Origin of the sequence: Enterococcus sp. AZ197 (genome assembly GCF_050556405.1) — a bacterium.
Lineage (GTDB): Bacteria > Bacillota > Bacilli > Lactobacillales > Enterococcaceae > Enterococcus > Enterococcus faecalis.
In genome coordinates this window covers 1,521,599-1,548,088 of sequence record NZ_CP187873.1, presented here as the reverse complement: position 1 = coordinate 1,548,088, position 26,490 = coordinate 1,521,599, and the positions used below count along the sequence as shown (strand labels likewise).

General features: G+C 39.3%; 28 protein-coding genes. 24 read left to right on the top strand and 4 right to left on the bottom strand.

Annotated elements, in window-relative coordinates; all coding sequences use genetic code 11:
* Positions 1-46 precede the first annotated feature (46 nt).
* The 11 genes from purC to IGK82_RS07545 all read left to right on the top strand — a co-directional run bounded on the left by purC (position 47) and on the right by IGK82_RS07545 (position 10,950).
* Positions 47-760 (top strand): phosphoribosylaminoimidazolesuccinocarboxamide synthase, encoded by a 714-nt coding sequence (gene purC, locus IGK82_RS07595; RefSeq protein WP_010708727.1) that lies wholly within the window; start codon positions 47-49, stop codon positions 758-760.
* A 13-nt stretch (positions 761-773) separates the two neighbouring features.
* On the top strand, positions 774-1,025 hold the full coding sequence (purS, locus tag IGK82_RS07590; protein WP_002357271.1) for a phosphoribosylformylglycinamidine synthase subunit PurS: 252 nt from the start codon (positions 774-776) through the stop codon (positions 1,023-1,025).
* Entirely contained in the window at positions 1,026-1,700 is a 675-nt protein-coding gene (gene purQ / locus IGK82_RS07585) for a phosphoribosylformylglycinamidine synthase subunit PurQ (RefSeq protein ID WP_002361952.1), read from the top strand.
* Positions 1,697-3,916: a phosphoribosylformylglycinamidine synthase subunit PurL gene (purL, locus tag IGK82_RS07580; protein WP_016622381.1), complete on the top strand. Its 2,220-nt coding sequence runs from the start codon at positions 1,697-1,699 to the stop codon at positions 3,914-3,916. Before purQ ends, purL begins: the two co-directional genes overlap by 4 nt.
* The gene (gene purF, locus IGK82_RS07575; RefSeq protein WP_430605075.1) at positions 3,892-5,331 is read left to right on the top strand and encodes an amidophosphoribosyltransferase; all 1,440 of its coding nucleotides are present in this window, start codon (positions 3,892-3,894) and stop codon (positions 5,329-5,331) included. The genes purL and purF overlap by 25 nt, the downstream gene beginning before the upstream one ends.
* A gap of 1 nt (position 5,332) precedes the next feature.
* Positions 5,333-6,364 carry a phosphoribosylformylglycinamidine cyclo-ligase gene (purM, locus tag IGK82_RS07570; RefSeq protein ID WP_016622382.1) on the top strand — a complete coding sequence of 344 codons (1,032 nt, stop codon included), beginning with the start codon at positions 5,333-5,335 and terminating at the stop codon, positions 6,362-6,364.
* Positions 6,361-6,933 carry a phosphoribosylglycinamide formyltransferase gene (gene purN / locus IGK82_RS07565; protein WP_016616312.1) on the top strand — a complete coding sequence of 191 codons (573 nt, stop codon included), beginning with the start codon at positions 6,361-6,363 and terminating at the stop codon, positions 6,931-6,933. Before purM ends, purN begins: the two co-directional genes overlap by 4 nt.
* Complete coding sequence (gene purH / locus IGK82_RS07560) at positions 6,885-8,471, top strand: bifunctional phosphoribosylaminoimidazolecarboxamide formyltransferase/IMP cyclohydrolase (protein ID WP_370456974.1); 1,587 nt, start codon at positions 6,885-6,887, stop codon at positions 8,469-8,471. The genes purN and purH overlap by 49 nt, the downstream gene beginning before the upstream one ends.
* Before the next feature lie 18 nt (positions 8,472-8,489).
* Positions 8,490-9,737, top strand: a complete 1,248-nt coding sequence (gene purD / locus IGK82_RS07555; protein ID WP_016622383.1) for a phosphoribosylamine--glycine ligase — start codon at positions 8,490-8,492, stop codon at positions 9,735-9,737.
* 128 nt (positions 9,738-9,865) lie between these two features.
* On the top strand, positions 9,866-10,195 hold the full coding sequence (locus IGK82_RS07550) for a DUF1648 domain-containing protein (RefSeq protein ID WP_010709481.1): 330 nt from the start codon (positions 9,866-9,868) through the stop codon (positions 10,193-10,195).
* A 20-nt stretch (positions 10,196-10,215) separates the two neighbouring features.
* On the top strand, positions 10,216-10,950 hold the full coding sequence (locus tag IGK82_RS07545) for a TIM44-like domain-containing protein (RefSeq protein ID WP_430605074.1): 735 nt from the start codon (positions 10,216-10,218) through the stop codon (positions 10,948-10,950).
* A gap of 39 nt (positions 10,951-10,989) precedes the next feature.
* On the opposite strand, the gene IGK82_RS07540 is transcribed toward IGK82_RS07545, so the two are convergent.
* From IGK82_RS07540 to IGK82_RS07525, 4 genes are all read right to left on the bottom strand, one after another.
* Complete coding sequence (locus IGK82_RS07540) at positions 10,990-11,511, bottom strand: QueT transporter family protein (protein ID WP_010708718.1); 522 nt, start codon at positions 11,509-11,511, stop codon at positions 10,990-10,992.
* A 145-nt stretch (positions 11,512-11,656) separates the two neighbouring features.
* Positions 11,657-12,442, bottom strand: a complete 786-nt coding sequence (locus IGK82_RS07535) for a 3-oxoacyl-ACP reductase (RefSeq protein ID WP_016622385.1) — start codon at positions 12,440-12,442, stop codon at positions 11,657-11,659.
* A gap of 62 nt (positions 12,443-12,504) precedes the next feature.
* Positions 12,505-12,738 carry a DUF2829 domain-containing protein gene (locus IGK82_RS07530; protein ID WP_002357284.1) on the bottom strand — a complete coding sequence of 78 codons (234 nt, stop codon included), beginning with the start codon at positions 12,736-12,738 and terminating at the stop codon, positions 12,505-12,507.
* Complete coding sequence (locus tag IGK82_RS07525) at positions 12,728-13,390, bottom strand: YigZ family protein (RefSeq protein WP_002357285.1); 663 nt, start codon at positions 13,388-13,390, stop codon at positions 12,728-12,730. Before IGK82_RS07525 ends, IGK82_RS07530 begins: the two co-directional genes overlap by 11 nt.
* Before the next feature lie 141 nt (positions 13,391-13,531).
* Here IGK82_RS07525 and IGK82_RS07520 point away from each other — a divergent pair, with 141 nt between their 5' ends.
* From IGK82_RS07520 to pstB, 13 genes are all read left to right on the top strand, one after another.
* Positions 13,532-13,819: a DUF7662 domain-containing protein gene (locus IGK82_RS07520; RefSeq protein WP_002357286.1), complete on the top strand. Its 288-nt coding sequence runs from the start codon at positions 13,532-13,534 to the stop codon at positions 13,817-13,819.
* A 120-nt stretch (positions 13,820-13,939) separates the two neighbouring features.
* A complete protein-coding gene (locus IGK82_RS07515) occupies positions 13,940-14,275 on the top strand; it encodes a PTS sugar transporter subunit IIB (protein WP_002360150.1) in 336 nt (111 codons plus the stop codon).
* Positions 14,276-14,375: 100 nt separating this feature from the next.
* Complete coding sequence (locus IGK82_RS07510; protein ID WP_025194129.1) at positions 14,376-15,692, top strand: DEAD/DEAH box helicase; 1,317 nt, start codon at positions 14,376-14,378, stop codon at positions 15,690-15,692.
* Positions 15,682-16,368 carry a ComF family protein gene (locus IGK82_RS07505; RefSeq protein ID WP_016622387.1) on the top strand — a complete coding sequence of 229 codons (687 nt, stop codon included), beginning with the start codon at positions 15,682-15,684 and terminating at the stop codon, positions 16,366-16,368. The genes IGK82_RS07510 and IGK82_RS07505 overlap by 11 nt, the downstream gene beginning before the upstream one ends.
* Before the next feature lie 138 nt (positions 16,369-16,506).
* Entirely contained in the window at positions 16,507-17,058 is a 552-nt protein-coding gene (hpf, locus tag IGK82_RS07500; protein WP_002357293.1) for a ribosome hibernation-promoting factor, HPF/YfiA family, read from the top strand.
* A 255-nt stretch (positions 17,059-17,313) separates the two neighbouring features.
* Entirely contained in the window at positions 17,314-19,851 is a 2,538-nt protein-coding gene (secA, locus tag IGK82_RS07495) for a preprotein translocase subunit SecA (protein WP_002381826.1), read from the top strand.
* Between the two features lie 76 nt (positions 19,852-19,927).
* Positions 19,928-21,029, top strand: a protein-coding gene (prfB, locus tag IGK82_RS07490; RefSeq protein ID WP_113843894.1) for a peptide chain release factor 2 whose coding sequence is annotated in 2 segments (ribosomal slippage) — positions 19,928-19,999 and positions 20,001-21,029 — 1,101 coding nt in all. Because the reading frame shifts where the segments join, the coding sequence is not laid out codon by codon here.
* A gap of 105 nt (positions 21,030-21,134) precedes the next feature.
* A complete protein-coding gene (gene ftsE, locus IGK82_RS07485) occupies positions 21,135-21,821 on the top strand; it encodes a cell division ATP-binding protein FtsE (RefSeq protein ID WP_002361935.1) in 687 nt (228 codons plus the stop codon).
* On the top strand, positions 21,814-22,698 hold the full coding sequence (ftsX, locus tag IGK82_RS07480; protein ID WP_002364071.1) for a permease-like cell division protein FtsX: 885 nt from the start codon (positions 21,814-21,816) through the stop codon (positions 22,696-22,698). Before ftsE ends, ftsX begins: the two co-directional genes overlap by 8 nt.
* A 175-nt stretch (positions 22,699-22,873) precedes the next feature.
* Entirely contained in the window at positions 22,874-23,728 is an 855-nt protein-coding gene (locus tag IGK82_RS07475) for a phosphate ABC transporter substrate-binding protein PstS (RefSeq protein ID WP_002357298.1), read from the top strand.
* Between the two features lie 122 nt (positions 23,729-23,850).
* Positions 23,851-24,771, top strand: coding sequence for a phosphate ABC transporter permease subunit PstC (gene pstC, locus IGK82_RS07470; protein WP_002357299.1), 921 nt, complete (start codon positions 23,851-23,853; stop codon positions 24,769-24,771).
* The gene (pstA, locus tag IGK82_RS07465; RefSeq protein WP_002357300.1) at positions 24,771-25,655 is read left to right on the top strand and encodes a phosphate ABC transporter permease PstA; all 885 of its coding nucleotides are present in this window, start codon (positions 24,771-24,773) and stop codon (positions 25,653-25,655) included. The genes pstC and pstA overlap by 1 nt, the downstream gene beginning before the upstream one ends.
* 16 nt (positions 25,656-25,671) lie before the next feature.
* Positions 25,672-26,481 (top strand): phosphate ABC transporter ATP-binding protein PstB, encoded by an 810-nt coding sequence (gene pstB / locus IGK82_RS07460; protein WP_002357302.1) that lies wholly within the window; start codon positions 25,672-25,674, stop codon positions 26,479-26,481.
* Positions 26,482-26,490 lie beyond the last annotated feature (9 nt).

Genomic DNA, 26,490 nt, shown 5'->3' with positions numbered 1-26,490 from the left:
ACTTAGAAAGAATAGGGTTCATGAAGCTAACGAGAAGAGGGAAAGAATGGAAAAGAAAGCACTTGTGTATACAGGAAAAGCGAAGAAGTTGTATCAAACAGAAAATGCAGCGGTTCTTTTTGTGGAATATCTTGATCAAGCAACAGCTTTAAATGGTCAAAAAAAAGACAAAGTTCTTGGGAAAGGCGCTTTAAATAATCAAATCACTAGTCTAATTTTTGAACATTTACAGCAACAGAAGATTCCCAATCATTTTATCAAAAAAGTATCTGAATACGAACAATTAATTCAGGCCGTAGAAATGATTCCTTTGGAAGTTGTCGTACGTAATTATGCGGCAGGAAGTTTTTCAAAGCGTTTAGCGATTGAAGAGGGCACTAAATTAGTGACGCCCATTATTGAATTTTATTACAAAGAAGATCGTCTGGATGATCCTTTTATTAACGAAGACCATATTCAATTTCTAAAAGTAGCCACTCCTGCTGAAATTGTGGAGATTAAAGCATTGGCTTTACAAATTAATCAGGCGCTTAGTCAACTCTTTCAACGCCTCAATATTTGTTTGATCGATTTTAAAATCGAGATTGGTCGGACGAAGGCCAATCAATTGTTACTGGCAGATGAAATTTCTCCAGACACCTGTCGTCTATGGGATTTAAACACAAACGAACATCTGGATAAAGATGTTTATCGCCGTGAATTAGGAGAAATAGTTCCTGTATATGAAGAAGTTTTACAACGTTTACTAACAGCTAATTGAGGAGGAAGCGCGTATGTATTTTGTCAAAGTCTATGTTACGTATAAAGAATCAATTTTGGATCCCCAAGGTGAAGCGGTTAAGGAAGCAGTCCATCGGCTTGGTTTTACAGAAGTAGCCGAAATCCGTGTCGGTAAGTATTTTGAAATGCACGTCCAGCAGACAGAAGCAATTGAAGAGAAAATTGAACAAATTTGTGATCAACTATTAGCCAATGTAAATATGGAATCCTATCGTTTTGAAATTTTATCTTTGGAGGAAATTTAAATGAAATTGGCAGTGATTGTTTTTCCAGGATCCAATTGTGATGCAGACTTATTGTGGGCTGTCAAAGAGGTGATGGGCGTCGATGCAGAATTTGTCCGACATGATGCCACTTCTTTAGCAAAATTTGATGGCGTATTGTTGCCTGGTGGTTTTTCTTATGGCGATTACTTACGTTGTGGTGCAATTGCTCGGTTTTCGCCAATTATCAATGAGGTGATTCGCTTTGCTACAGAAGGCAAAATGGTTTTTGGTACTTGTAATGGCTTTCAAATTTTAACAGAAATTGGCTTACTTCCTGGCACGTTGCTAAGAAATGATTCGCTTCGTTTTATTTGTAAAAGTGTCCCATTGAAAGTGAATACGCACACAAAGTTTACAAGCGAGTATCCTGAAAATGTTTCGATACATTTACCAGTAGCGCATGGCGAAGGGAATTACTATTGTGATGAAAAAACGTTGAAGGAGCTGAAAGAAAAGAACCAAATTGTTTTTACGTATCAAGAAAAGGTGAACGGTAGTCTTGCGAATATTGCTGGTATTTGTAATGAACAGGGCAATGTTCTAGGAATGATGCCTCATCCGGAACGAGCGATGGAAGAATTGTTAGGTTCAACAGATGGACGCAGCTTTTTTGCTTCAATCATTAAAAACTTTGGAAAGGAATTAAGCCAATGATGAATGAACCAACACCAAAAGAAATCAAGGAGACACGGTTGTATGCAGAATGGGGACTAACAGATGAAGAATATCATCAGATTGAGACCATTTTGCAAAGAGAACCTAATTATACAGAAACTGGCTTATTCTCCGTGATGTGGAGTGAACATTGCTCTTACAAAAATTCCAAGCCCGTTTTAAAAAAGTTTCCGACGGAAGGGCCACAAGTGCTTCAAGGCCCTGGTGAAGGAGCTGGGATTGTCGATATTGGTGACGGATTAGCTGTTGTTTTTAAAGCAGAGAGTCATAACCATCCTTCTGCAGTAGAACCTTACGAAGGAGCAGCCACAGGCGTTGGTGGAATTATTCGCGATATTTTCAGTATGGGGGCGCGGCCGATTGCTTTACTTGATTCGTTAAGATTTGGCGAACTGACGGATGCACGAACACGTTATTTGTTTCAAGAAGTTGTGGCGGGGATTAGCGGTTATGGAAATTGTATTGGTATTCCAACCGTTGGCGGCGAAATTGCTTTTGAGCCATGTTATCAAGGAAACCCACTTGTCAATGCTATGTGTGTGGGATTGATTCGTCATGATGAGATTCAAAAAGGCCAAGCAAAAGGCGTCGGAAATAGCATTCTTTACGTAGGTGCGAAAACAGGACGTGATGGAATTCATGGTGCGACCTTTGCTTCAGAAGAATTTAGTGAAGGTGAAGAACAGCAACGATCTGCGGTACAAGTAGGTGATCCGTTTATGGAAAAATTATTATTGGAAGCTTGTCTTGATTTAATCAAAAATCATCAAGATATTTTAATCGGCATCCAAGATATGGGGGCGGCTGGCTTGGTTTCTTCAAGTGCTGAAATGGCATCAAAAGCAGGTTCAGGCTTGATTCTAGAGCTGGATAAAGTTCCGCAGAGAGAGACGCTGATGAGCCCCTATGAAATGCTCTTGTCTGAGTCCCAAGAACGGATGTTAATCTGTGTGGAAAAAGGAGCAGAACAGCAAGTTTGTGAATTGTTTCAAACGTATGACTTAGAAGCGGTAGCGATTGGATCCGTAACAGATGATGGACAGTATCGTGTCTTTCACAGTGGCAAAATAGTCGCAGATGTACCAGTAGATGCTTTGGCAGAAGAAGCCCCTGTCTACCAGAAAGCCTATCAAGAACCAGAGCGGATGCGTGCTTTTAAAAAATTAGCGCCCTTCATTCCAGAAATTACGAATAGCACGGAATTATTAAAACGCCTATTGCAACAGCCAACGATTGCATCGAAAAAATCAGTTTATGAAACCTATGATAGTCAAGTACAAACGAATACAGTGGTGCAACCAGGAAGTGATGCAGCTGTTTTAAGAGTGCGGGGCACCAATAAAGCCTTAGCGATGACGACAGATTGTAATAGCCGTTATTTGTATTTAAATCCTGAAATTGGTGGGCAAATTGCGGTTGCAGAAGCAGCCCGTAATATTGTAGCAAGTGGAGCACAACCTTTGGCTATCACTGATTGCTTGAATTATGGTTCCCCTGATAAACCAGAAAGTTTTTGGGAATTATGGACGTCGGCGGATGGAATCGCCGCAGCCTGCCGTCAGCTAGGAACACCCGTGATTTCAGGGAACGTCTCTCTTTACAATGAAACAGATGGTCAAGCCATTTATCCAACGCCAATGATCGGCATGGTGGGCGTGATTGAAGATGTTTCGCAAATTACCACACAAGCGTTTAAACAAGTGGATGACTTAATTTATCTCATCGGTGAAACCCACGCAGATTTTAACGGCTCAGAAATTCAAAAAATGCAACTGGGTCGAATTGAAGGGCAATTACGCTCATTTGATTTAAAAGAGGAAAAAGCAAACCAAGAATTAGTTTTAAAAGCAATTCAAGCAGGCCTAGTTGCTAGCGCGCATGATTGCGCTGAAGGCGGCGTTGCCGTTGCTTTAGCCGAGTCGGCTTTTGCTAACGAACTGGGGTTACAGGTGACACTGCCATTAAAAAAAGAATATCTATTTGCGGAGACGCAATCCCGTTTTATTCTTTCAGTTAGTCCCCAGCATCAAGAAGCATTTGAAACACTTATCGGAAGAAAAGCTCAACATATTGGGAAAGTGACTGAAACTGGTTTGGTCATTCATGCGTTAGATGATGTGATCAATTGTTCAACAAAAGAAGCCAAAGCCTTATGGGAGGATGCGATTCCATGTCTTATGAAGCAAAAAGCTTAAATGAAGAGTGTGGTATTTTCGGTATTTGGGGTCATCCTGATGCGGCACAAGTGACCTATTTTGGCTTACACAGCTTGCAGCATCGAGGCCAAGAAGGCGCGGGAATTGTGGCGAACAATTCTGGGAAATTAGATGGCCACCGTGATTTAGGTTTATTAGCAGAAGTATTCCAAAAGCAAGAAAAACTGAATGCGTTAGAAGGAACGGCGGCTATTGGTCATGTACGCTATGCAACCGCTGGTACGGGTAGCGTGGATAATATTCAGCCATTTTTATTTAAATTTTATGATAGTCAAATTGGGTTAGCACACAATGGCAATTTGACAAATGCCAAACGTTTACGAAAACAACTAGAAAGAGAAGGCGCTATTTTTCATTCCAATTCAGACACTGAAATTTTAATGCACTTGATTCGAAAAAGCACTGCTGCCTCGTTTCTCGATAAATTAAAAGAGAGCTTGAATTTGGTTAAGGGTGGCTTTGCTTATCTTTTATTAACAGAAACGATGATGATTGCTGCACTGGATCCCAACGGCTTTCGCCCTCTCTCCATCGGACAAATGAACAATGGGGCGTACGTTGTGGCATCCGAAACGTGTGCATTAGAAACAGTTGGGGCTCGCTTTATTCAAGATGTGGCGCCTGGTGAAGTAGTCATCATTTCTGATGAAGGCTTGAAAATAGAGGTTTTCACTACGGAAGTTCAACCGGCAATTTGTGCAATGGAATATATTTATTTTGCACGACCAGATTCAAATATTGCTGGAGTTAATGTGCATACAGCTCGTAAAAGAATGGGGAAGAACTTGGCAATCGAAAGTCCAGTCGCAGCTGATATGGTAATTGGTGTACCGAACTCGTCATTGTCTGCAGCTAGCGGCTATGCAGAAGAAGCACAGATACCTTACGAACTAGGTTTAGTAAAAAATCAATATGTCGCTCGAACATTCATCCAGCCGACACAAGAATTAAGAGAACAAGGTGTCCGTATGAAACTATCGGCAGTTCGTGGCGTGGTCAAAGGAAAAAAAGTCGTTTTAGTAGATGATTCGATTGTTCGAGGGACCACTATTCGGCGCATTATTCATTTATTAAAAGAAGCAGAAGCGCAAGAAGTTCATGTCAGAATTGCTTCACCACCATTAAAATATCCGTGTTTTTATGGCATTGATATACAGACGCGGGACGAACTAATTGCGGCAAACTATTCAATTGAAGAGATCAAAGAGCAGATTGGCGCAGATTCGCTGGCTTTTTTGAGTGAAGCAGGGCTGATTGATGGGATTCAATTAAATTATGATGCTCCTTATTCTGGGCTGTGTATGTCTTACTTTAATGGAGACTATCCAACGCCTTTGTATGATTATGAAGAACAATATCAAGCATCCTTGAAAAAAGAAATTAGGAGGAATTGACATGGAAAATGCCTATTCAAAAGCTGGCGTAAATGTTGAGGCAGGATACGAAGTAGTGGAACGAATTCAAAAGCATAGCCAAAAGACACAACGGACGGGAACGTTGGGTATGCTTGGTGGTTTTGGTGGTTGTTTTGATTTAAGTAGTTACAAGCTTAAAGAACCAGTTTTGGTATCAGGAACGGATGGCGTAGGCACAAAGTTACTCTTGGCAATTGAAGAACAGAAACACGAGACAATCGGAATTGATTGTGTAGCAATGTGTGTCAATGATGTCGTCGCACAAGGCGCCGAACCGTTATATTTTTTAGATTATTTAGCGTTAGGGACCGTTAATCCAGCTAAAGTTGAAGCAATTGTTACGGGTGTTGCGACTGGCTGTTGTGAGGCGAATGCAGCCTTAATTGGGGGCGAAACAGCTGAAATGCCTGATATGTATGAAGCAGATGCTTATGACGTGGCTGGTTTTGCCGTGGGTATTGCTGAGAAAAGTCAACTCTTGACTCCAAGTAACGTAAAAGAAGGCGATTTCTTGATTGGTCTTCCTTCAAGTGGTCTTCATTCTAATGGTTACTCTTTAGTAAGAAATGTTTTTTTTAAGAAACATTCGTTTAAAACAACGGACAAGCTTCCAGAATTGGCACCCAAAACGTTAGGGGAAGAATTATTAACACCAACAAAAATTTATGTGAAGGAATTATTGCCATTGTTAAAAGCAGGACTCGTGCATGGGGCTGCGCATATTACTGGCGGCGGGTTTTTAGAAAATCTACCAAGAATGTTTTCTTCCTCATTAGCTGCAGAGATTCAATTAAATAGTTGGCCAGTGCTACCAATTTTTAAATTGATTCAAAAATACGGTGAAATTCCACCTGAAGAAATGTATGAAATTTTCAATATGGGCTTAGGGATGATTTTAGCGGTGAGTCCAGAGCATGTTGAAAAAGTTCAGGAGCTTTTGCCAGAAGCTTTTGAAATTGGTCGTTTGGTACCTAGGAAAACGAAAGCCGTTATTTTTAAGGAAGCCTTATGAAGATAGCTGTTTTTGCATCTGGCAATGGTAGCAATTTTGAGGCGATTGCTGCAGCTTTTTCCCAGAAAAAAATCGCAGGGCAGTTGAGCTTAGTCTTTTGTGACCAGCCTGAAGCCTATGTATTGACCCGTGCCAAAAAACGCAAGATTCCCGTTGTTTGCTTTTCACCATCTGATTTTCCATCTCGTGGGCAGTATGAAGAACAAGTATTGAAACATTTAAAAGAGCATCAGATCGATTTAATCGTGTTAGCTGGTTATTTGAGAATTATCGGCAAGACTTTACTGGAGGCTTATCCAAAGAGAATCGTCAATATTCATCCTTCTCTGTTACCTAGTTTTCCAGGTCTTCACGGAATTGAAGAGGCATTTCATTATGGAGTGAAAATAACAGGAATCACTATCCATTATGTTGACTCTGGGGTTGATACAGGACCGATTATTTTCCAAACAACCACCAAGATTGATACTGAAGATACATTGGACACATTAGCAGAGAAAATTCATGCTCTTGAGCACGAATGGTACCCAAAAATAATTTCACAAATTGTAAAGGAGACAACGAAATGACCAAAAGAGCATTGATTAGCGTTTCAGACAAAACAGGAGTGACAACATTTGCAGCAGGCTTAGTTGCAAATGGCTTTGAAATTATCTCCACTGGGGGAACAAGGACTGTCTTGGAAGAAGCGGGGGTACCGACACTTGCTATTGACGACATCACTGGCTTTCCAGAAATGTTAGATGGCCGTGTCAAAACGTTACATCCGAATATCCATGGCGGACTTTTGGCAAAAAGGGGAAACCAAACGCATCAAAAAGCACTGACTGAACAAGGCATTCACTTTATTGACCTTGTAGTAGTGAATCTTTATCCATTTAAAGAAACAATTTTAAAACCAGCGATCTCTGAAGCAGAAGCGATTGAAATGATTGATATTGGCGGTCCTAGCATGTTACGTTCAGCGGCAAAAAATTATCAAGACGTAACAGCAGTGGTTGATCCTAGTGATTATGAACAGGTATTAAGTGAAATTAGCAGCACTGGAACTAGCCAGTTAGCCACTAGAAAAAGATTAGCAGCAAAAGTCTTTCGTCATACCGCTGCTTATGACGCGCTTATCGCTGACTATTTAACGACGCAAGTGGGTGAAACTGAACCAGAGAAACAGACGCTTACTTATGAACGTAAGCAAACATTGCGTTATGGCGAAAATAGCCATCAACAAGCCACCTTTTATCAATCCGTTGTACCTGTATCATTATCCATTGCTTCCGCTCGACAACTTCATGGCAAAGAACTGTCATATAACAATATTCGAGATGCTGATGCAGCACTCCGGATTGCTAGCGAGTTTACAGAACCTACGGTCGTCGCTGTTAAACATATGAACCCATGTGGAATTGGAACAGGAAAAACGATTTTGGCAGCCTATCGTCAGGCATTTGAAGCAGATCCAGTTTCAATTTTTGGTGGCATTGTTGTTTTGAATCGTCCAGTGGACCAAGCGACTGCGGCTGAAATGCATCAAATCTTTTTAGAGATAATTATTGCGCCTAGTTTTGAGGAAGAAGCTCTGGCACTGTTGTCTCAGAAAAAGAATCTTCGTTTGTTAACGTTAGATTTTCATGCTCAAGAAAAAAAAGCGGCGGAATTAGTTTCTGTTATGGGCGGGTTATTAATTCAAGAACAAGATACAGTTGTTGAAAATGACCAAGCATGGCAAGTAGTTACAGAGCGCCAACCCACACCAGCTGAAAGAGACGCATTGAACTTTGCTTGGAAAGCAGTCAAGCATGTAAAATCAAACGCTATTGTTTTAGCCAATAAAAGCCAAACGGTGGGGATTGGCGCTGGTCAAATGAATCGAATTGGTTCAGTAAAAATTGCAGTTGATCAAGCCCAAGCAGCTGGAAAATTACAAGGGGCCGTCTTAGCAAGTGATGCCTTTTTCCCTATGGCAGATAGCGTGGAATATGCTGCACAACATGGCATTCAAGCAATTATTCAGCCAGGCGGGAGCATTAAAGACCAAGCATCAATCGATCTAGCGAATCATTATGGTATTGCGATGATTTTTACTGGGACTCGTCATTTCAAACATTAATTTTTAAAGGAGAAACCGATGAATATATTAGTGATTGGGCGTGGTGGTCGTGAACATGCAATCGCCAAAAAATTACAGCAAGAAAACAAAGTCAAGACTGTTTATTGTGCACCAGGTAATCCTGGTATGAGTGGTGATAATATTCGGACTGTACCTATCAGTGAAGAGCAGCAAACGGAACTAATTCAATTTGCGAAGGATAATCAGATTGATTGGACATTCGTCGGACCGGAAACGCCATTAATTGAAGGAATTGTAGATGCCTTTCAAGCAGCGGGATTACTGATTTTTGGCCCGACAAAAGCAGCTGCAATAATTGAAGGTTCAAAAAGTTTTGCGAAAGATTTTATGCAAAAATACCAGATTCCAACGGCAGAATATCGGGTCTTTCGACGTTTGGCACCTGCCTTAGAATATATTGAACAGCAAGGAGTACCAATTGTTATTAAGGCGGATGGTTTGGCAGCTGGAAAAGGAGTAGTAGTTGCCGAAACAAAAGCAGCCGCAAAACGGGCGCTAGTTGCGATGATGGAGGACCAACAATTTGGAGTAAGCGGTCAAACGGTTGTAATCGAAGAATTTTTGCAAGGAGAAGAATTTTCCTTAATGGCTTTTGTTTCTAATGAGAAGGTATATCCGATGGTGATTGCTCAAGATCATAAGCGGATTTTCGATGGGGATGCTGGGCCGAATACAGGGGGAATGGGCGCTTACACACCAGTGCCTCAGATTCCAGAAGAAGCGGTTCAGCAAGCCATTAGCCAAGTCCTGAAACCGACTGCTAAAGGAATGGTGGCTGAAAAACGTCCGTTTCAAGGGATTTTATATGCTGGTTTAATACAAACAGCAACTGGCCCCAAGGTTATTGAATTTAATGCTCGATTTGGGGATCCAGAAACACAAGTTGTGTTGGCCCGTTTAGAGAGTCCCCTTTCAGAAATAATTTCTTCATTGCTGGCGAAAGAGCAACCAACGATTGCATGGAATGAGTTAGCGAGTGTTGGTGTTGTTGTAGCAGCAGAAGGCTATCCTAATCAATACAAGACAAATCTACCATTGCCAGAAATGTCTGGTGAAACCATCTATTATGCAGGGGTAACTCGTTCAGAACAGGCTCTGGTTTCGGCTGGCGGACGAATCTTTTTAGCAGAAGCAACTGCTTCGACTCTTGAAGAAGCCCACAAAAAAGTTTATCAAACATTGGATAATTACTCATTTCCTGGAATGTACTATCGAAAAGATATAGGTGTGAAAGGCTTGATTTAGGATTTTCAAAAACAGAGGCAAGGACATTTAATCGAATGTTTCCTTGTCTTTTTTTTATTGCAAATTCAGATAGGGAGGCATAAACTGAAAGTATATCCATCATTAAACTAAAGGAGAAAGCTAAGATAATGAGAAACAAGCAGATTGAAAAAGTTAGTCAGCGGTTGTTTATTGTTACAAGTGTCTTGGCAGTCGGTTTACTGTTATTAAGTGCGGTGGTTTATCCTGATTTACCAGCTCATGTGCCCATTCATGTGAATTTTTTGGGCGAGGGTAATTCGTTTGGCCCAAGATCTAGTATATTTATGTGGCCAGCGGTCCTGTTTGGCTTGAGTATTTATCAACGAAGTTATCAATCAGTACAACCATATGGCAGATGGCTGAAGGTATTATTAATCATTGTTAATCTTGGCGCTTTGTTTAGTATTCTGCGTCTATTTATTCATTTGTTGGTTTGAAGGGGTCGAAAGGTGAGAGAATGAGAAAGTTAATTTTGGTTTTTGTGGGCTGTGCCATGGCCTTTTGTTTATGGCCTAATCAAGCGGCGGCTGTAGCTGGTGGCTATGGCGGCGGACGTGTAGAAAGTCCTAGCGGAGGTAATCCCTCGAATAGTTTTTCGCCAAGCGGTGATGGATCAAGAAGTTATGTTCATCATAACGAGACCGGGAACAGCAACACAACGCCACTGGAAGGCTTAATTTCAACAGTGTTTTTTGTTCTTTTTGGGGGCGCGATGATTTGGCAAAGACGCCGTAGAAATCAACCAGTCGATGAAGGCGCTTTTCAAGAAATGTGGGCAGCATTACCTGGAATATCAAAAGAAAAAAAGGCACTCTTAAAAGAAATACAACAAACGTTTTTAGAAATACAACAAGCGTGGGATCAAGAAAATTTGTCTGTAGTCAAAGATAACTATACAGAAAAACTTTATCAAAAACATCTTGCAGTATTACAAGAAAATCAACAAGCGGGCATCAGAAATCATGTAAAAAAAGTGAAAGTAGCGCCAGCTTCGAATTATCATCCTATTAGTGAAACCAGTTTTTCACTGATGCTTCATTTTTCTTGTATTGACTACGAGGAAGATACTCAAAGCGGTCGTGTTTTATCGGGATACAAGCATCAAAAACAATATTTTTCACAACTTTGGTATTTTGATTACAATCCATCTCTTGGAAAATGGCAAGCAGACTTCATTCAACCTAAAGGATAGTGCTAAAAAGCGCTTGGGGTTTAAATCCCAAGCGCTTTTTTATTCTTCGATGCGTTTTGCAAGCTGTATTTTTTTATTTAATACGTAAATCAGGATACCGCCGACGGTCATTGAAAGAAGTTCACCAAGTCCAACGGTCAACCATGTGTACCAAAAAGGTAACTGATAAAAGAACGTTAAGGGTCCGGCGACAGTGAACATGGACAAAGCAAAAAGAATGGCCGTCAGCATTAGTTTAATCAATAAATTTTGCTGATTTTTTGTCGCAAAATAGGCAATCCATAAGACTGCGCACGTTCCAGCGCTACCGATGACTATATCGATGATACCAAGAGGCGAAGCGGTGTTGGCAATCGCAACCCCTAACGTAATGGACCAGATATATCGCTTGTTAAAAACGCCTAAATAATTAAATAATTCGGCAAGACGAAGCTGTATCGGACCAAAACTAAGCGGAGCGAGAAGTACAGTGACAACGACATACAAAGCGGTAACCAGCGCCATTTTAGCCAACGCCGTAGCTGACCACGTACTGGTTTGTGGATTTGATGAATGATTCATTTAAGATTCTCCTTTATAAAACAACGACGTGTTTTAGTGATAACCATAACCAAAGGAAGGGCAGCAAAGCCAACTGAAGTGTTATGGTGTGAGTTGCCTCACTGTGTTACATGTTACTGAAGAACAGACACTCTGTAAAGTCTTTTTATTTCATGGTCCAACCACCATCAATGGTCATAACTGTGCCATGGATATAATCAGCGTCATCACTAGCTAGAAATAATGAAAGTTTTGCTACTTCTTGTGGCTGTGCCCAACGGCCCGCGGGTGTTTCACGTGCTACCCAAGCAGCCATTTCACCTTCTCCTGCAAAATCAGCTGCGTTCATGGGTGTTTGGATGGCACCTGGCGCAATCGCATTTGCTCGAATGCCTAATTTGGCATAATCGTAGGAAAGCTGTTTTGTATACCCGATGATTGCGTGTTTAGAGGCAGTGTACGCTGCGCCGCCGCCCCCAGCTACTAAGCCAGCGATAGATGCCATGTTAACGATTACTCCTTTTTTTTGTTGGAGGAAATAAGGTAATAGAGCATTGGTCACTAAAAAGACACTTTTTAAATTGGTTGCTAAAATTTGATCCCATAAAGCTTCCGAAGTTTCTAGAGAAGGACGATAATCATCTAAAATACCTGCCGTATTTAATAAAATATCAATTTGGCCGTTGTCTTTCACAATTTGATTCATCGTGGCTTGCACAAATGAGGGAGAAGACACATCACCGACAAAATAAGTAAATGGCTTAGTAGAATCTGGATTAACCAGTGCGGCTGTCTGTTTTAACCCCGTTTCGTCTAGGTCGATGCCAATAACCTCAGCACCTTGCTCAGCAAAGGCAATTGCTTGTGCTTGGCCAATCCCTGAAGCTGCACCAGTTACAAGCACCCGTTTTGTTTCAAATTCTTTTGGCATAAGAAAAACTCCTTTAAACATTTAAAAATTAAGGTCTGGAAGAACGAGCAATCGCCGTAATCTGCCAGACCTTATGTGTGTAATTATGCTTCAACAATCACCCAATCTTCTGCTAAGACATCACAAGGTGTTGGTGAAAACATGCTGTAGCCTTCATCAGAAGTTTTGATTAAAAAATACGGGGTAACTTGTAAAAATTCACCTTCGGAGGTGCCAATTTCATCACGTAATTCAATAAAAAGTTCAAAACCGCTCCAGCCTTTACGTACGGCTTTTTTTCCTGCTTTAATCTGTGGCAATACTTCTTCAAATGTCATTTGCTTGTGCTCCTTTTTCGTTAAATGGTAGTTCGTGATAGCTTGTTGCGCCTTTTTCAATTGTCAACTGGCCGTTAAGTAGATCCGTCATTTCAGCTATAAATGTTTCTGTTGCTTGTTCATCTACTAAACAAATTAACTGAATAGACTCTGTGTAAATAGTTTCTTTAAGCGTGTAGGGACTATGTTCTAAAAAGGCTTGGGCTTTTCCTAATAAAGGATAGGCGATCGTAATCAATAGCTCTTGTTGCAATTTGCCAATGACTAAACCAATTTCATCTAAAGTGTGGGAAAGAGCATGACTATATGCTCGGATTAAACCACCAGTGCCTAATTTTATTCCGCCAAAATAACGAGTGACAACAGCCACTACGTTGATTAACTCTTTTTTCTTTAAGACTTCCAGCATTGGAACACCAGCAGTGCCACTAGGTTCGCCGTCATCGCTGCTCCGCTGAATGTCATTTTTTTCGCCGATCACAAAAGCACTACAATTATGATTGGCTTTCCAATGTTCTTTTTTTATTGCGGCGATAAAGGCTTTTGCTTCTTCTTCTGATGTTACGCGCTTTACAGAACAGATAAACCGCGATTTCTTGATTTCAATCTCGCTGAAACCATCTTGTTTGACTGTAATATAGCTTTCTAACATATGGGCATCCTTTTCTCTCGTAATAAAGTCAGTATAAAAAAGAATCAACTGAATAGCAACTTTTTCTCTCATCTTTTTTGTGAGATTTTTGGAAAAAAACGTTATAATAAGGTATGATAGAGAAAAGGGAGGCGCTGGAAAATGGTACATACACGACAGAAAAAATATGATACAATTACTCATTATTTGAAAACGAATGGCGGTTCCCAAGTTACCTTGACCTTTACCCAGTTTGATGAATTGTTATTCCCTCATTCTGGTTTACCAAAAACTGCTAAGACAGATGTCGATTGGTGGGCGAACGATTATAAGCATCCAGAAAAGGGCGCTTATGGTTGGTTGAATGCGAGTTACCAAGTAGTTCAAGTGAATTTGGAAAAAGAATATGTGGTATTTAATAAATTGCTGAAGTCAGCATGGTACGTTTAAACCAAGATTGTATCCGCTTTAAAAAACAAGAATGATTGACAAAAATTAACTTTACACTATAATATTTTTAATAGATAATGTTGAAAATTGAAAAAGGCAATGGTAAAAGGGGCTGTTAAAATGTCAAAAAAAACAATTATGTTAGTTTGCTCCGCAGGAATGAGTACTAGTTTACTTGTTACAAAAATGCAAAAAGCAGCATTTAATCAAGGCTTAGATGCCCATATATTTGCGGCTTCTGCATCGGAAGCAGAAACAAATTTAGAAAATAATCCAGTCGATGTGTTATTGTTAGGTCCACAAGTTCGTTATATGAAGAGTGATTTTGAAAAGCGTCTATCACCAAAAGGTATCCCAACAGATGTCATTAGCATGTCTGATTACGGCTTAATGAACGGGGAAAAAGTGCTGGAACAAGCCTTGGGTTTGTTAGCACAAGCAGATAAAAAAGAGTAAAAACAAGTTGTTTTTTCGAGAATCTTCGAAAAAGCAACTTGTCTTTTTTTTTTCGCAAAAAAGCTGGAGAAATGCGTATTTTATAAATGAGGTGGTTAACATGGAAGATTTGCATGGACGTAAAATAATTCTTGAAGAAACAGAACGTTCAATACAGACAAAGCTGGTTTATTTACCAACAATGTTAGAGCGTTCCCCCCTAACAATTCAATGTCAGCGGTGCGGGGAAGTCGTATCCAAAAAAGAAAACAGACTGGCGACAAATGTATACTACTGTCATGCATGCATTCAATTAGGCCGTGTGACTTCTTGTCAAAAATTTTGTCATTTACCAGAAAGGCTCAATAGCCCAAGAACTGTCTTTTTTGAGTGGTCTGGACAATTAACAAAGGGACAGCAAGCGATCTCGGTTGAACTTTGTGAGACAGCAAAAGCAAGAGAGAATCGCTTAGTGTGGGCAGTTACAGGTGCAGGCAAAACAGAAATGTTATTTGCTGTTTTACACCAAACCTTACAAGAAGGGGGGCGGATTGCGCTGGCTTCGCCGCGTGTCGATGTTTGCTTAGAACTGTTTCCCAGAATCCAAGCGGTTTTTCCTCATGAAGCAATTGCTTTACTTCATGGAAACAGTCAAGAACCGTATCGTTATACGAAACTAGTGATTTGCACCACCCATCAATTATTGAAATTCCATCAAGCATTTGATTTACTTATCGTTGATGAAGTCGACTCTTTTCCTTTTGTTAATAACGAGCATCTTTATTATGGAGTGCGTAACGCACGAAAAAAAAGAAGTAGCTTGGTGTACTTAACAGCAACGCCTACGAAAGAATTGCGGAAGCTTTTACAGCAAAAGAAGTTAGCAGCCAGTATTTTGCCAGCAAGATATCATCGTAGGCCATTACCTGTGCCACGCCGATTTTGGGTTCAGTCGTGGCAACGTCTTTCTAGCAAAAATATTAAAATCATTGCACATCATTTGAAACGTTTATTGGTGCGTAATTCAGTTTTACTATTTTGCCCAAGCATTTCATTAATTCACCAATTGCATGCATTAATAGCTGAGCGATTTTCCGACAAAGAAGTTGTCGCCGTTTATGGTAGTGATGAGCTTCGCCTGGAAAAAGTTCAAGCAATGCGTCAGCAGAAAACGGATATTTTGATCACTACAACCATTTTAGAACGTGGTGTGACTTTTGATGCAGTCTCAGTTATTGTTTATGGTGCCAATCATCGAGTCTTCACTTCTTCAACACTTGTCCAAATTGCGGGCCGAGTCGATCGAAGACAAGAATTCAATTACGGCGAAGTTTTATTTTTACATGATGGGGAAACAAGAGACATGAAAGAGGCAATTCGGCAAATAAAGCAAATGAATCGCTTGGCTAGCAAACGAGGGATGTTAGATGGATTGTAAAAATTGCGCAAGCCTCATTCGTTTGGAGATAACATTAAAAATGCTCTTACGTTTTAAAAAATGGGCGAGGCCTTCACTTTGCCAGCACTGCCAAGCAAAGTTCCAGAAACTGCCAATGACAGGCACTTGTTTTGGCTGTAGTCGCGTCAGCCAAGAGCGCTATTGTTTTGATTGTCAAAGGTGGCAGCTGCTTTATCCAGAGTATTCTTTTCATAATGCAGCGTTGTTTCATTATGATGAAGGAATGCAAGAGTGGATGGAACGCTATAAATTTCAAGGAGACTATCGCTTAAGAATGTGTTTTAACGAGGAAATCAACTTTTACTTTCAGCAACAATCTGCGGACTATATTATTCCGGTGCCCTTATCCGAAAAGCGAATGCAAGAACGAGGCTTCAACCAAGTAATTGGCTTACTAGAAGCGGCTGATGTTCCGTACAGCCCTTTTTTAATTAGAAAAGAGGAAAATGTTCCGCAATCTAAGAAAACTAGAAAGGAAAGGATGCAGTTGCAACAACCATTTGCCATCCAAAAAGAAAACCAAAAAAAATTAAAAAATTGTTCTATTATTTTGGTGGATGACATCTATACCACTGGACGAACTCTTTTCCACGCAGCTGCTGTTATCAATGACTGTTATCCTAAAAGTTTGAATACGTTTACTCTCGCGCGGTAAAAAGAAAAGAATTCATAAATTTGATGACTATTTTGTTGGCAAAACCCAGATTATTCGATATAATGAGATTAAGAAGAAGGGAATTAAAGAGTGGTCCTTTAATCTTTTCTTTACTGGTAGATGAAAGGGGTAATTGTTATGTTTAGATATAATGTACGTGGAGAAAATATCGAGGTAACCGAAGCGATTCGAGACTATGTTGAGAAAAAAGTCGGTAAATTAGAAAGATATTTCAGCGATTCACCTGAAGCAACGGTTCACGTGAATTTGAAAGTGTACACTGAAAAAACAGCCAAAGTCGAGGTTACTATTCCTCTTCCTTATCTAGTTTTACGAGCTGAAGAAACGTCACCTGATTTATACGCAAGTATTGATTTGGTTGTCGATAAATTAGAACGACAAATTCGTAAATTTAAAACAAAAATCAACAGAAAATCTCGTGAAACAGGACGTAACAATACAAAAGCCGCTGTCTTCTTAGTTGGTGAAGAAACAGAAGAAACACCTTCAGAATTAGACATCGTTCGTACAAAACGTCTATCATTAAAACCGATGGACAGTGAAGAAGCTGTTTTACAAATGAACATGTTAGGACACAACTTCTTTATTTTTGAAGATGCTGAAACAAATGGAACAAGCATTGTTTACCGTCGTAAAGATGGCAAATATGGCTTGATTGAAACAGACTAAAGCTTAAAATAAGAGCTGAAATGCCTTCGTGCATTTCAGCTCTTTAAACATCTTTAAAGCACGGAGTAAAGAAAAAATAAAGAAATACATAAAATAACTTTAAAAGTTCATCTTTTAAAGGAAAATGTCTGCAAAATAGAGAGAAATGGTTTTCTTTCTCGTCAAGTAATGATAAAATAAAACGGATAGATTGTGCTTCTTGTACAAAAAGGATACAAAAATAAAAAGAGGTAATTGAAAGGAACACAGATACCAATGGCAAATTTTTTGAAAAAAATGATTGAAAACGATAAAAAAGAATTAAGACGATTAGAAAAAATCGCCGATAAAATTGATGCACATGCAAGTGCAATGGAACAACTAAGCGATGAACAATTACGTGAAAAAACAGATGAATTTAAAGCCCGTTATCAAAAAGGGGAAACCTTAGACGAACTATTACCAGAAGCGTTTGCGGTTGTCCGTGAAGCTGCTAAACGAGTACTAGGTTTATTCCCATACCGTGTCCAATTAATGGGTGGGATTGTGCTTCATGACGGGAACATCCCTGAAATGAGAACAGGTGAAGGGAAAACCTTGACTGCCACAATGCCTGTATACTTGAATGCACTATCTGGCGAAGGAGTACACGTTGTTACAGTTAATGAATACTTAGCAACCCGTGACTCTAACGAAATGGGAGAATTATATAATTTCTTAGGCTTAAGCGTTGGCTTAAACATTAACTCTAAATCTTCTGATGAAAAACGTGAAGCGTATAACTGTGATATCACTTATAGTACAAATAACGAATTAGGATTTGACTATTTGCGTGATAACATGGTTGTTTATCGCAGCCAAATGGTTCAACGTCCATTAAACTATGCAATTGTCGATGAAGTGGATTCAATCTTAATTGATGAAGCAAGAACCCCATTAATTATTTCTGGACAAGCTGAAAAATCGACAGCACTCTATACGCGTGCCGATAATTTTGTCAAACGCTTAAAAGAAGACGAAGATTACAAAATTGATATTCAGTCTAAAACAATTGGTTTAACAGAAGCAGGTATTGAAAAAGCTGAACAAACTTTCGGATTGGATAACCTTTACGATATTGAAAATACAGCATTAACGCACCATTTAGATCAAGCGTTACGGGCAAACTATATCATGTTATTAGACATTGATTACGTGGTTCAAGACAATAAAGTCTTAATTGTTGACCAATTTACTGGTCGTATCATGGATGGTCGTCGTTATTCTGATGGCTTGCATCAAGCGATTGAAGCAAAAGAAGGCGTCGAAATTGAAGATGAAACAAAAACAATGGCGACGATTACGTTCCAAAACTACTTCCGGATGTACAAAAAACTAGCCGGGATGACTGGTACTGCTAAAACAGAAGAAGAAGAATTCCGTGAAATTTACAATATTCAAGTCATTCAAATCCCAACCAATCGTCCAATTATCCGTGACGATCGTCCAGATTTACTTTATCCAACCTTAGAAAGTAAATTTAATGCAGTGGTGGAAGATATTAAAGAACGTTACCACAAAGGGCAACCAGTGTTGGTGGGGACTGTTGCGGTAGAAACGTCAGAATTACTTTCTGATAAATTAAACGCAGCTAAAATTCCTCATGAAGTATTAAATGCGAAAAATCACTTTAAAGAAGCCGAAATCATTATGAATGCCGGTCAAAAAGGCGCAGTTACAATTGCAACAAATATGGCTGGTCGTGGAACGGATATTAAACTTGGTTTAGGTGTACTTGAACTAGGTGGTCTAGCAGTTATCGGGACAGAACGTCATGAGTCACGTCGTATTGATAATCAGTTGCGTGGACGTGCAGGACGTCAAGGGGATCCAGGGGTTTCACAATTTTATTTATCTTTAGAAGATGACTTAATGAAACGCTTTGGTTCAGAACGAATTAAAACATTCTTAGAACGAATGAATGTGCAAGAAGAAGATGCAGTTATTCAAAGTAAAATGTTTACTCGCCAAGTAGAGTCTGCTCAAAAACGTGTGGAAGGAAATAACTATGACACACGTAAAAATGTCTTACAATACGATGACGTGATGCGCGAGCAACGTGAAGTTATTTATGCGCAACGACAAGAAGTAATTATGGAAGAAAATGACTTGTCTGATGTATTGATGGGCATGGTAAAACGGACGATTGGCCGAGTGGTGGATAGCCATACACAATTAGAAAAAGAAGAATGGAATTTAGATGGGATTGTCGATTTTGCAGCCTCAACACTTGTCCATGAAGATACGATTTCTAAAAAAGATTTAGAAAATAAATCAGCTGAAGAAATCAAAGACTACTTAGTGGCACGTGCGCAAGAAGTATTTGAAGAAAAATCTCAACAATTGAATGGCCAAGAACAATTGCTAGAATTTGAAAAAGTAGTCATCTTGCGTGTTGTCGATACTAAATGGACAGATCACATTGATGCAATGGATCAATTACGCCAATCTGTCGGCTTACGTGCGTACGGTCAAAACAACCCATTAGTAGAATATCAAACAGAAGGTTATTCTATGTATAACAATATGGTGGGTTCAATCGAATATGAAGTAACACGTTTATTCATGAAATCGGAAATTCGCCAAAATGTCCAACGTGAGCAAGTAGCTCAAGGACAAGCGGAACATCCAGAAACAGAACAAGATGCAGCTGCACAAAGCAACACAAGTGCGAAGCGTCAACCTGTGCGTGTAGATAAAAAAGTGGGCCGTAATGATTTATGCCCATGCGGAAGTGGCAAAAAATTCAAAAATTGTCATGGAAGAAACGCTTAATTAAAGAAAAAACGCAGGGTGGGGCAATTTGTCCCGCCTTTGCTCTTTTTACAATAAAGAGAAAGAAGGAATCATTTTGGAAAACCCAGAAATTCGTACATTATTAGACGAAATGACACAAAAAATTACTAGCTTCAGGAGGTCTCTTTGACTTAGACCAGTTAGAAGAAGACATTGCCGAGGCGGAAAATCGGATGGGAGAACCTGGTTTTTGGGACAACACAGAAACGGCTCAAAAGCTAATTAACGAAACCAATAGTTTGAAAGAAAAATATCAACAATTTCATCAGCTCTCTGAGGAACTTGACGAATTAACGGTGATGTTTGAATTACAACAAGAAGAATATGATGCAGAGATTCAAGAAGAATTGGAAGAAAGAATTCATCTCTTGCAAGAACGTTTAACAACGTATGAGCTATCCTTACTACTAAATGAGCCATATGATCATAATAACGCCCTAATTGAATTACACCCTGGTGCCGGTGGTACTGAATCACAAGATTGGGGAAGTATGCTTTTACGAATGTACACACGTTGGGCAGAAAGTCACGGTTTCCAAGTTGAAACGTTGGATTACCAAGCTGGAGATGAAGCAGGGATTAAAAGTGTCACCTTATTAATCAAAGGTTACAATGCTTATGGTTACCTAAAATCTGAAAAAGGTGTCCATCGTCTTGTGCGGATTTCGCCCTTTGATTCCGCCAAACGCCGTCATACTTCGTTTTGTTCAGTTGATGTAATGCCTGAATTAGACGATACAATAGAGATTGCGATCAATCCAGATGACTTAAAAATTGATACCTATCGAGCAAGTGGTGCCGGTGGTCAACATATTAATAAAACAGAATCGGCTGTTCGAATCACACATATTCCAACAGGCACCGTTGTCGCAAGCCAAGCACAACGTTCTCAATTAAAAAACCGTGAGCAAGCAATGAGTATGTTAAAAGCCAAATTATATCAATTGGAAATGGAAAAGAAAGCCCAAGAAGCAGCAAGTTTACGTGGTGAACAAATGGAAATTGGCTGGGGCTCACAAATCCGTTCTTACGTGTTCCATCCGTATTCAATGGTCAAAGACCATCGGACAAATTACGAAACCGGCAATGTACAAGCTGTGATGGATGGAGACCTTGATGGTTTCATTGATGCCTACTTAAAACAGCGCTTACGTTAAGCTCTTCATTAAATTGAAATAAAAATGTAACTTAATGCAAGAAGTTTGCAATATTCACATGTTATAATAAGTAGGATTGAAGAAAAAAGAGATGGAGAGAACGCCATGATTGAAATGAAAGATGTAATGAAGAAATATTCGAATGGTACAACAGCGATTCGGAATATTTCAGTAGAGATTGACCAAGGCGAGTTCGTCTATGTGGTTGGTCCCTCAGGTGCAGGGAAATCAACCTTTATTAGATTAATGTATCGTGAAGAAAAAGCAACAAAAGGTAATTTGACAGTTGCAGGTCATGATTTAATGAAAATAAAAAATAAAGAAGTTCCTTATTTACGTCGTGAAATCGGCATCGTTTTCCAAGACTATAAACTATTACCAAAGAAAACTGTGTATGAGAACGTGGCCTATGCGATGCAAGTTATCGGACGACGTCCTCGCGAAATCAAAAAACGCGTGATGGAAGTTTTAGATTTAGTCGGTCTAAAACATAAGGTACGTGTTTTTCCAAGCGAACTTTCTGGTGGGGAACAGCAACGGGTATCCATTGCACGAGCAATCGTAAATACACCGAAAGTTTTAATTGCCGATGAACCAACTGGGAACTTAGATCCAGAGAATTCATGGGAAATCATGAAATTGTTGGACCGGATTAACGCACAAGGAACAACAGTCGTGATGGCAACGCATAATAGTACAATTGTAAATACGATTCGTCACCGTGTTATTGCCATTGAAAATGGTCGCATTATCCGTGACCAAGTGGAAGGAGAATACGGCTACGATGATTAGAACATTCTTTTCTCATTTATTTGAAAGTATCAAAAGTTTAAAACGGAACGGTTGGATGACTGTTGCTTCAGCAAGTGCGGTTACAATTACATTAGTTTTAGTTGGTATTTTTATGGGCGTTATTTTTAATGCAACGAAACTTGCTGATGATATCGAAAAAAACGTGACAGTGTCTGTCTTTGTCGATATTGGTACAAAACAAAATGAAATGAAAACATTAGAAAAACAACTTAAAGGATTAGACAATGTTGAAGATATTTCTTATTCAAACAAAGATCAACAATTGAAAAAAATCCAAGAACAAATGGGGGATGCCTGGAATCTTTTCGAAGGCGACAGTAACCCATTATACGACGTGTATTATGTCCGTGCAAAAACACCAGAAGACACGAAAGATATTGCGAAACAAGCAGCTAAATTCCCAAGTGTTTTTAAAGCCGATTACGGTGGTGTAAACTCAGACAAAATCTTTAAAATCGCTCAAACCGTTCGAACTTGGGGCTTAGCAGCTGCTGCATTACTTTTATTCGTTGCAGTGTTCTTAATTTCCAATACCATTCGGATTACGATTTTATCTCGTCAAAAAGAAATCCAAATTATGCGTCTTGTAGGAGCGAAAAACAGTTTCATTCGCTGGCCGTTCTTCTTAGAAGGCGCCTGGATTGGGTTGATTGGCGCAATCGTGCCAGTCATTATTATGACGTTAGGCTACCATCAAGTTTATAACATGTTTAACCCGCAATTATTGCGTTCGAATTATTCATTAATTCGTCCAGAAGATTTTATCTGGAAAGTCAATCTATTAATGATTGCAACAGGAATGATTATTGGATCACTAGGTTCAGTTATTTCAATGCGTCGTTTCTTGAAAATTTAAACGAAAAAAAGCTCTCCATTTTGGAGAGTTTTTTTTGTTTTAGTTTTAAAATACTTGTTATTTAATTTAAGAGTTTTCTCAGTTGTACCAACAAATTGATAACTTATAATTTTCAAGTCCTACATATAATGGTAAAATAGAATAGATTGAAATTAATTGGAGGAATAATGAATCGATGAAAAAAAGATTGCTATTATTTATTGGTTTGGCAAGTATACTTACTTTGACAGGATGTGCAAAATGGATTGATCGTGGTGAATCCATCACAGCGGTAGGCTCATCAGCTTTACAACCATTAGTAGAGACAGCGAGTGAGGAATATCAAAGCCAAAATCCGGGAAGATTTATTAATGTCCAAGGTGGCGGAAGCGGAACAGGTCTGAGTCAAGTCCAATCTGGCGCGGTAGACATTGGTAATTCTGATTTATTTGCAGAAGAGAAAAAGGGCATCAAAGCGGAAGACTTAATTGATCATAAAGTTGCTGTCGTTGGGATTACACCAATCGTTAACAAAAATGTCGGTGTCAAAGATATCTCAATGGAAAATTTAAAGAAAATCTTTTTAGGTGAAGTAACAAACTGGAAAGAACTTGGCGGGAAAGACCAAAAAATTGTTATTTTGAATAGAGCGGCCGGTAGTGGTACGCGCGCTACTTTTGAAAAGTGGGTCTTGGGAGATAAAACAGCCATTCGTGCGCAAGAACAAGATTCCAGCGGCATGGTTCGTTCCATTGTTTCTGATACACCAGGAGCGATTAGTTATACCGCATTTTCATATGTTACTGATGAAGTAGCTACGTTAAGTATTGATGGTGTTCAGCCAACAGATGAAAATGTAATGAACAATAAATGGATTATTTGGTCTTATGAACACATGTACACTCGTAAAAATCCAAGTGATTTAACCAAAGAGTTTTTAGACTTTATGTTGTCAGATGATATCCAAGAACGTGTGATTGGTCAATTAGGGTATATTCCTGTTTCGAAAATGGAAATTGAACGGGATTGGCAAGGAAATGTCATTAAATAATTCTCTTAACACAAAATTTACAAACTTAACATAAAATTTACATGTTATTAAAAACAAATTGATGTAAAAAAGGTACACTATTTTTATCTGTAAAAGTTGGATTGTTTGAGGAGGAAATATTCTTGGAAGATGTACAGAAAAAATTATTAACAAAATCGAAAAGAGCCAAGATGGAGCAACGAGGGAAATTTATTAGTTTCCTATGTATTGCCTTAATTGTAGCAGTGGTTGTTTCAATTTTCTATTTTGTTGCAAGTAAAGGACTTGCTACATTCTTTAAAGATAAGATTAATGTGTTTGATTTCTTATTTGGAACAAACTGGAACCCAAGTGATATCGGCGCAGACGGTAAACCCATGGTTGGGGCTTTACCGATGATTGCGGGTTCCTTTATTGTAACGTTTTTGTCAGCGATTGTTGCGACACCATTTGCGATTGGAGCGGCTGTTTTTATGACAGAAATTTCACCTAAAAAAGGAGCAAAATTTTTACAACCAGTTATTGAATTACTTGTAGGGATTCCCTCTGTTGTTTATGGATTTATTGGTTTATCTGTCATTGTTCCTTTTGTCCGTTCAATCTTTGGCGGAACTGGCTTCGGTATTTTAGCTGGTACGTTTGTGCTATTTGTCATGATTTTACCAACGGTTACTACGATGACCGTAGATGCATTAAAAGCTGTGCCTCGACATTATCGTGAAGCGTCGTTGGCGCTTGGTGCTACGCGTTGGCAAACGATTTATAAAGTTGTCTTGCGGGCAGCTGTGCCTGGTATTTTAACTGCGGTTGTCTTTGGTATGGCTCGTGCGTTTGGTGAAGCCTTAGCAATCCAAATGGTAATCGGAAATGCAGCTGTGATGCCAACTAGTTTGACAACACCAGCTTCGACACTAACAAGTATTTTGACAATGGGGATTGGGAATACAATTATGGGAACAGTTGAAAACAACGTTCTTTGGTCTTTAGCCTTGATTCTATTGTTGATGTCTTTACTATTCAACATTGTTATCCGAATTATCGGTAAGAGAGGAGCCTTAAAATAATGAATGCAAAAAAAGCAGATAAAATCGCAACAGGTATCTTATATGCCGTATCTGGCGTCATTGTTTTAATTTTGGCGGCCTTACTGATTTACATTTTAGCTAGAGGAATTCCACATATTTCGTGGGAATTTTTAACACAACCATCCAGAGCCTATCAAGTTGGTGGTGGGATTGGTATTCAGCTGTTTAACTCACTATATTTACTATTGATTACAATGATTATTAGTATTCCAATTTCATTGGGTGCTGGAATTTACTTATCGGAATATGCGAAAAAGAATTGGTTAACTGATTTAATTCGTACCTCGATTGAAATTTTAAGTTCATTGCCTTCCGTTGTTGTCGGGCTGTTCGGCTTCTTGATTTTCGTTGTACAAATCGGATATGGCTTTTCAATCTTATCAGGTGCGTTAGCATTAACATTTTTTAACTTACCATTATTGACTAGAAATGTTGAGGAATCTTTGAAAGCCATTCATTATACACAGCGTGAAGCGGGGTTAGCCTTAGGTCTTTCACGTTGGGAAACAGTTAAAAAAGTTATTTTGCCAGAAGCATTACCAGGAATTTTGACAGGTGTTATTTTGAGTTCTGGTCGGATTTTCGGTGAAGCCGCTGCGTTAATTTATACAGCAGGACAAAGCGCACCTGCCTTAGATTTCAGTAATTGGAATCCATTGAGCGTTTCAAGTCCAATTAGCATTTTCCGTCAAGCGGAAACGTTGGCTGTGCATATTTGGAAAATTAATACCGAAGGAACGATGCCAGATGGCGCTGCGGTCTCAGCAGGTGCCTCCGCTGTGTTAATTTTAGTAGTTTTACTTTTCAATTTCGGCGCTCGCTTTATCGGCAACCGTCTTTATAAGAGAATGACATCAGCTTAATGTTAGGGGAATTAGCATGAAAGAATACAATTTAAATGATACCCATTTACTTCAACTAGATAGCCAAAAAGACCCGATTGCGTTACACACGGAAGACTTACATGTCTTTTACGGGGACAATGAAGCTATCAAAGGTGTTGATTTACAATTTGAAAAGAACAAAATAACCGCCTTAATTGGACCTTCTGGTTGCGGTAAATCCACGTATTTACGTTCGCTAAATCGTATGAACGATGGCATTGCCAATTCACGTGTTACTGGAAAAATCATGTATAAAGATGTCGATGTCAATACGAAAGAAGTTGACGTCTACGAAATGAGAAAACGCATTGGCATGGTTTTTCAGCGGCCCAATCCATTTAGTAAATCTATCTATGAAAATATCACATTCGCATTGAAACAGCATGGTGAAAAGGATAAGAAAAAATTAGATGAAATCGTTGAAACAAGTTTGAAGCAAGCCGCACTTTGGGATCAAGTGAAAGATAACTTAAACAAAAGCGCCTTAGCTCTGTCTGGTGGGCAACAACAACGTTTGTGTATCGCTCGGGCAATTGCGATGAAACCAGATATTTTATTGTTAGATGAACCGGCAAGCGCGTTAGATCCGATTTCAACAGGAACGGTTGAAGAAACGTTAGTGAATTTAAAAGATGATTACACGATCATCATTGTGACACATAACATGCAACAAGCGGCGCGGATTAGTGACTATACAGCTTTCTTCTATATGGGTAAAGTCATTGAATACGACCATACAAGAAAAATCTTTACACGACCAAAAATTCAAGCAACGGAAGACTACGTTTCAGGACATTTTGGTTAGGAGGAGCAA

Excerpts from the sequence above, each read along its gene's own strand:
- purH (WP_370456974.1), top strand. The coding sequence starts at position 6,885 with ATGGTACCCAAAAATAATTTCACAAATTGTAAAGGAGACAACGAAATG.
- IGK82_RS07530 (WP_002357284.1), bottom strand. The coding sequence starts at position 12,738 with ATGACATTTGAAGAAGTATTGCCACAGATTAAAGCAGGAAAAAAAGCC.
- purN (WP_016616312.1), top strand. The coding sequence starts at position 6,361 with ATGAAGATAGCTGTTTTTGCATCTGGCAATGGTAGCAATTTTGAGGCG.
- IGK82_RS07550 (WP_010709481.1), top strand. The coding sequence starts at position 9,866 with ATGAGAAACAAGCAGATTGAAAAAGTTAGTCAGCGGTTGTTTATTGTT.
- pstA (WP_002357300.1), top strand. The coding sequence starts at position 24,771 with ATGAATGCAAAAAAAGCAGATAAAATCGCAACAGGTATCTTATATGCC.
- pstB (WP_002357302.1), top strand. The coding sequence starts at position 25,672 with ATGAAAGAATACAATTTAAATGATACCCATTTACTTCAACTAGATAGC.
- IGK82_RS07505 (WP_016622387.1), top strand. The coding sequence starts at position 15,682 with ATGGATTGTAAAAATTGCGCAAGCCTCATTCGTTTGGAGATAACATTA.
- purD (WP_016622383.1), top strand. The coding sequence starts at position 8,490 with ATGAATATATTAGTGATTGGGCGTGGTGGTCGTGAACATGCAATCGCC.
- IGK82_RS07510 (WP_025194129.1), top strand. The coding sequence starts at position 14,376 with ATGGAAGATTTGCATGGACGTAAAATAATTCTTGAAGAAACAGAACGT.
- IGK82_RS07515 (WP_002360150.1), top strand. The coding sequence starts at position 13,940 with ATGTCAAAAAAAACAATTATGTTAGTTTGCTCCGCAGGAATGAGTACT.
- purF (WP_430605075.1), top strand. The coding sequence starts at position 3,892 with ATGTCTTATGAAGCAAAAAGCTTAAATGAAGAGTGTGGTATTTTCGGT.
- IGK82_RS07540 (WP_010708718.1), bottom strand. The coding sequence starts at position 11,511 with ATGAATCATTCATCAAATCCACAAACCAGTACGTGGTCAGCTACGGCG.
- ftsE (WP_002361935.1), top strand. The coding sequence starts at position 21,135 with ATGATTGAAATGAAAGATGTAATGAAGAAATATTCGAATGGTACAACA.
- purS (WP_002357271.1), top strand. The coding sequence starts at position 774 with ATGTATTTTGTCAAAGTCTATGTTACGTATAAAGAATCAATTTTGGAT.
- IGK82_RS07475 (WP_002357298.1), top strand. The coding sequence starts at position 22,874 with ATGAAAAAAAGATTGCTATTATTTATTGGTTTGGCAAGTATACTTACT.
- purL (WP_016622381.1), top strand. The coding sequence starts at position 1,697 with ATGATGAATGAACCAACACCAAAAGAAATCAAGGAGACACGGTTGTAT.
- IGK82_RS07525 (WP_002357285.1), bottom strand. The coding sequence starts at position 13,390 with ATGTTAGAAAGCTATATTACAGTCAAACAAGATGGTTTCAGCGAGATT.
- hpf (WP_002357293.1), top strand. The coding sequence starts at position 16,507 with ATGTTTAGATATAATGTACGTGGAGAAAATATCGAGGTAACCGAAGCG.
- purC (WP_010708727.1), top strand. The coding sequence starts at position 47 with ATGGAAAAGAAAGCACTTGTGTATACAGGAAAAGCGAAGAAGTTGTAT.
- IGK82_RS07545 (WP_430605074.1), top strand. The coding sequence starts at position 10,216 with ATGAGAAAGTTAATTTTGGTTTTTGTGGGCTGTGCCATGGCCTTTTGT.
- IGK82_RS07535 (WP_016622385.1), bottom strand. The coding sequence starts at position 12,442 with ATGTTTAAAGGAGTTTTTCTTATGCCAAAAGAATTTGAAACAAAACGG.
- secA (WP_002381826.1), top strand. The coding sequence starts at position 17,314 with ATGGCAAATTTTTTGAAAAAAATGATTGAAAACGATAAAAAAGAATTA.
- purM (WP_016622382.1), top strand. The coding sequence starts at position 5,333 with ATGGAAAATGCCTATTCAAAAGCTGGCGTAAATGTTGAGGCAGGATAC.
- IGK82_RS07520 (WP_002357286.1), top strand. The coding sequence starts at position 13,532 with ATGGTACATACACGACAGAAAAAATATGATACAATTACTCATTATTTG.
- purQ (WP_002361952.1), top strand. The coding sequence starts at position 1,026 with ATGAAATTGGCAGTGATTGTTTTTCCAGGATCCAATTGTGATGCAGAC.
- ftsX (WP_002364071.1), top strand. The coding sequence starts at position 21,814 with ATGATTAGAACATTCTTTTCTCATTTATTTGAAAGTATCAAAAGTTTA.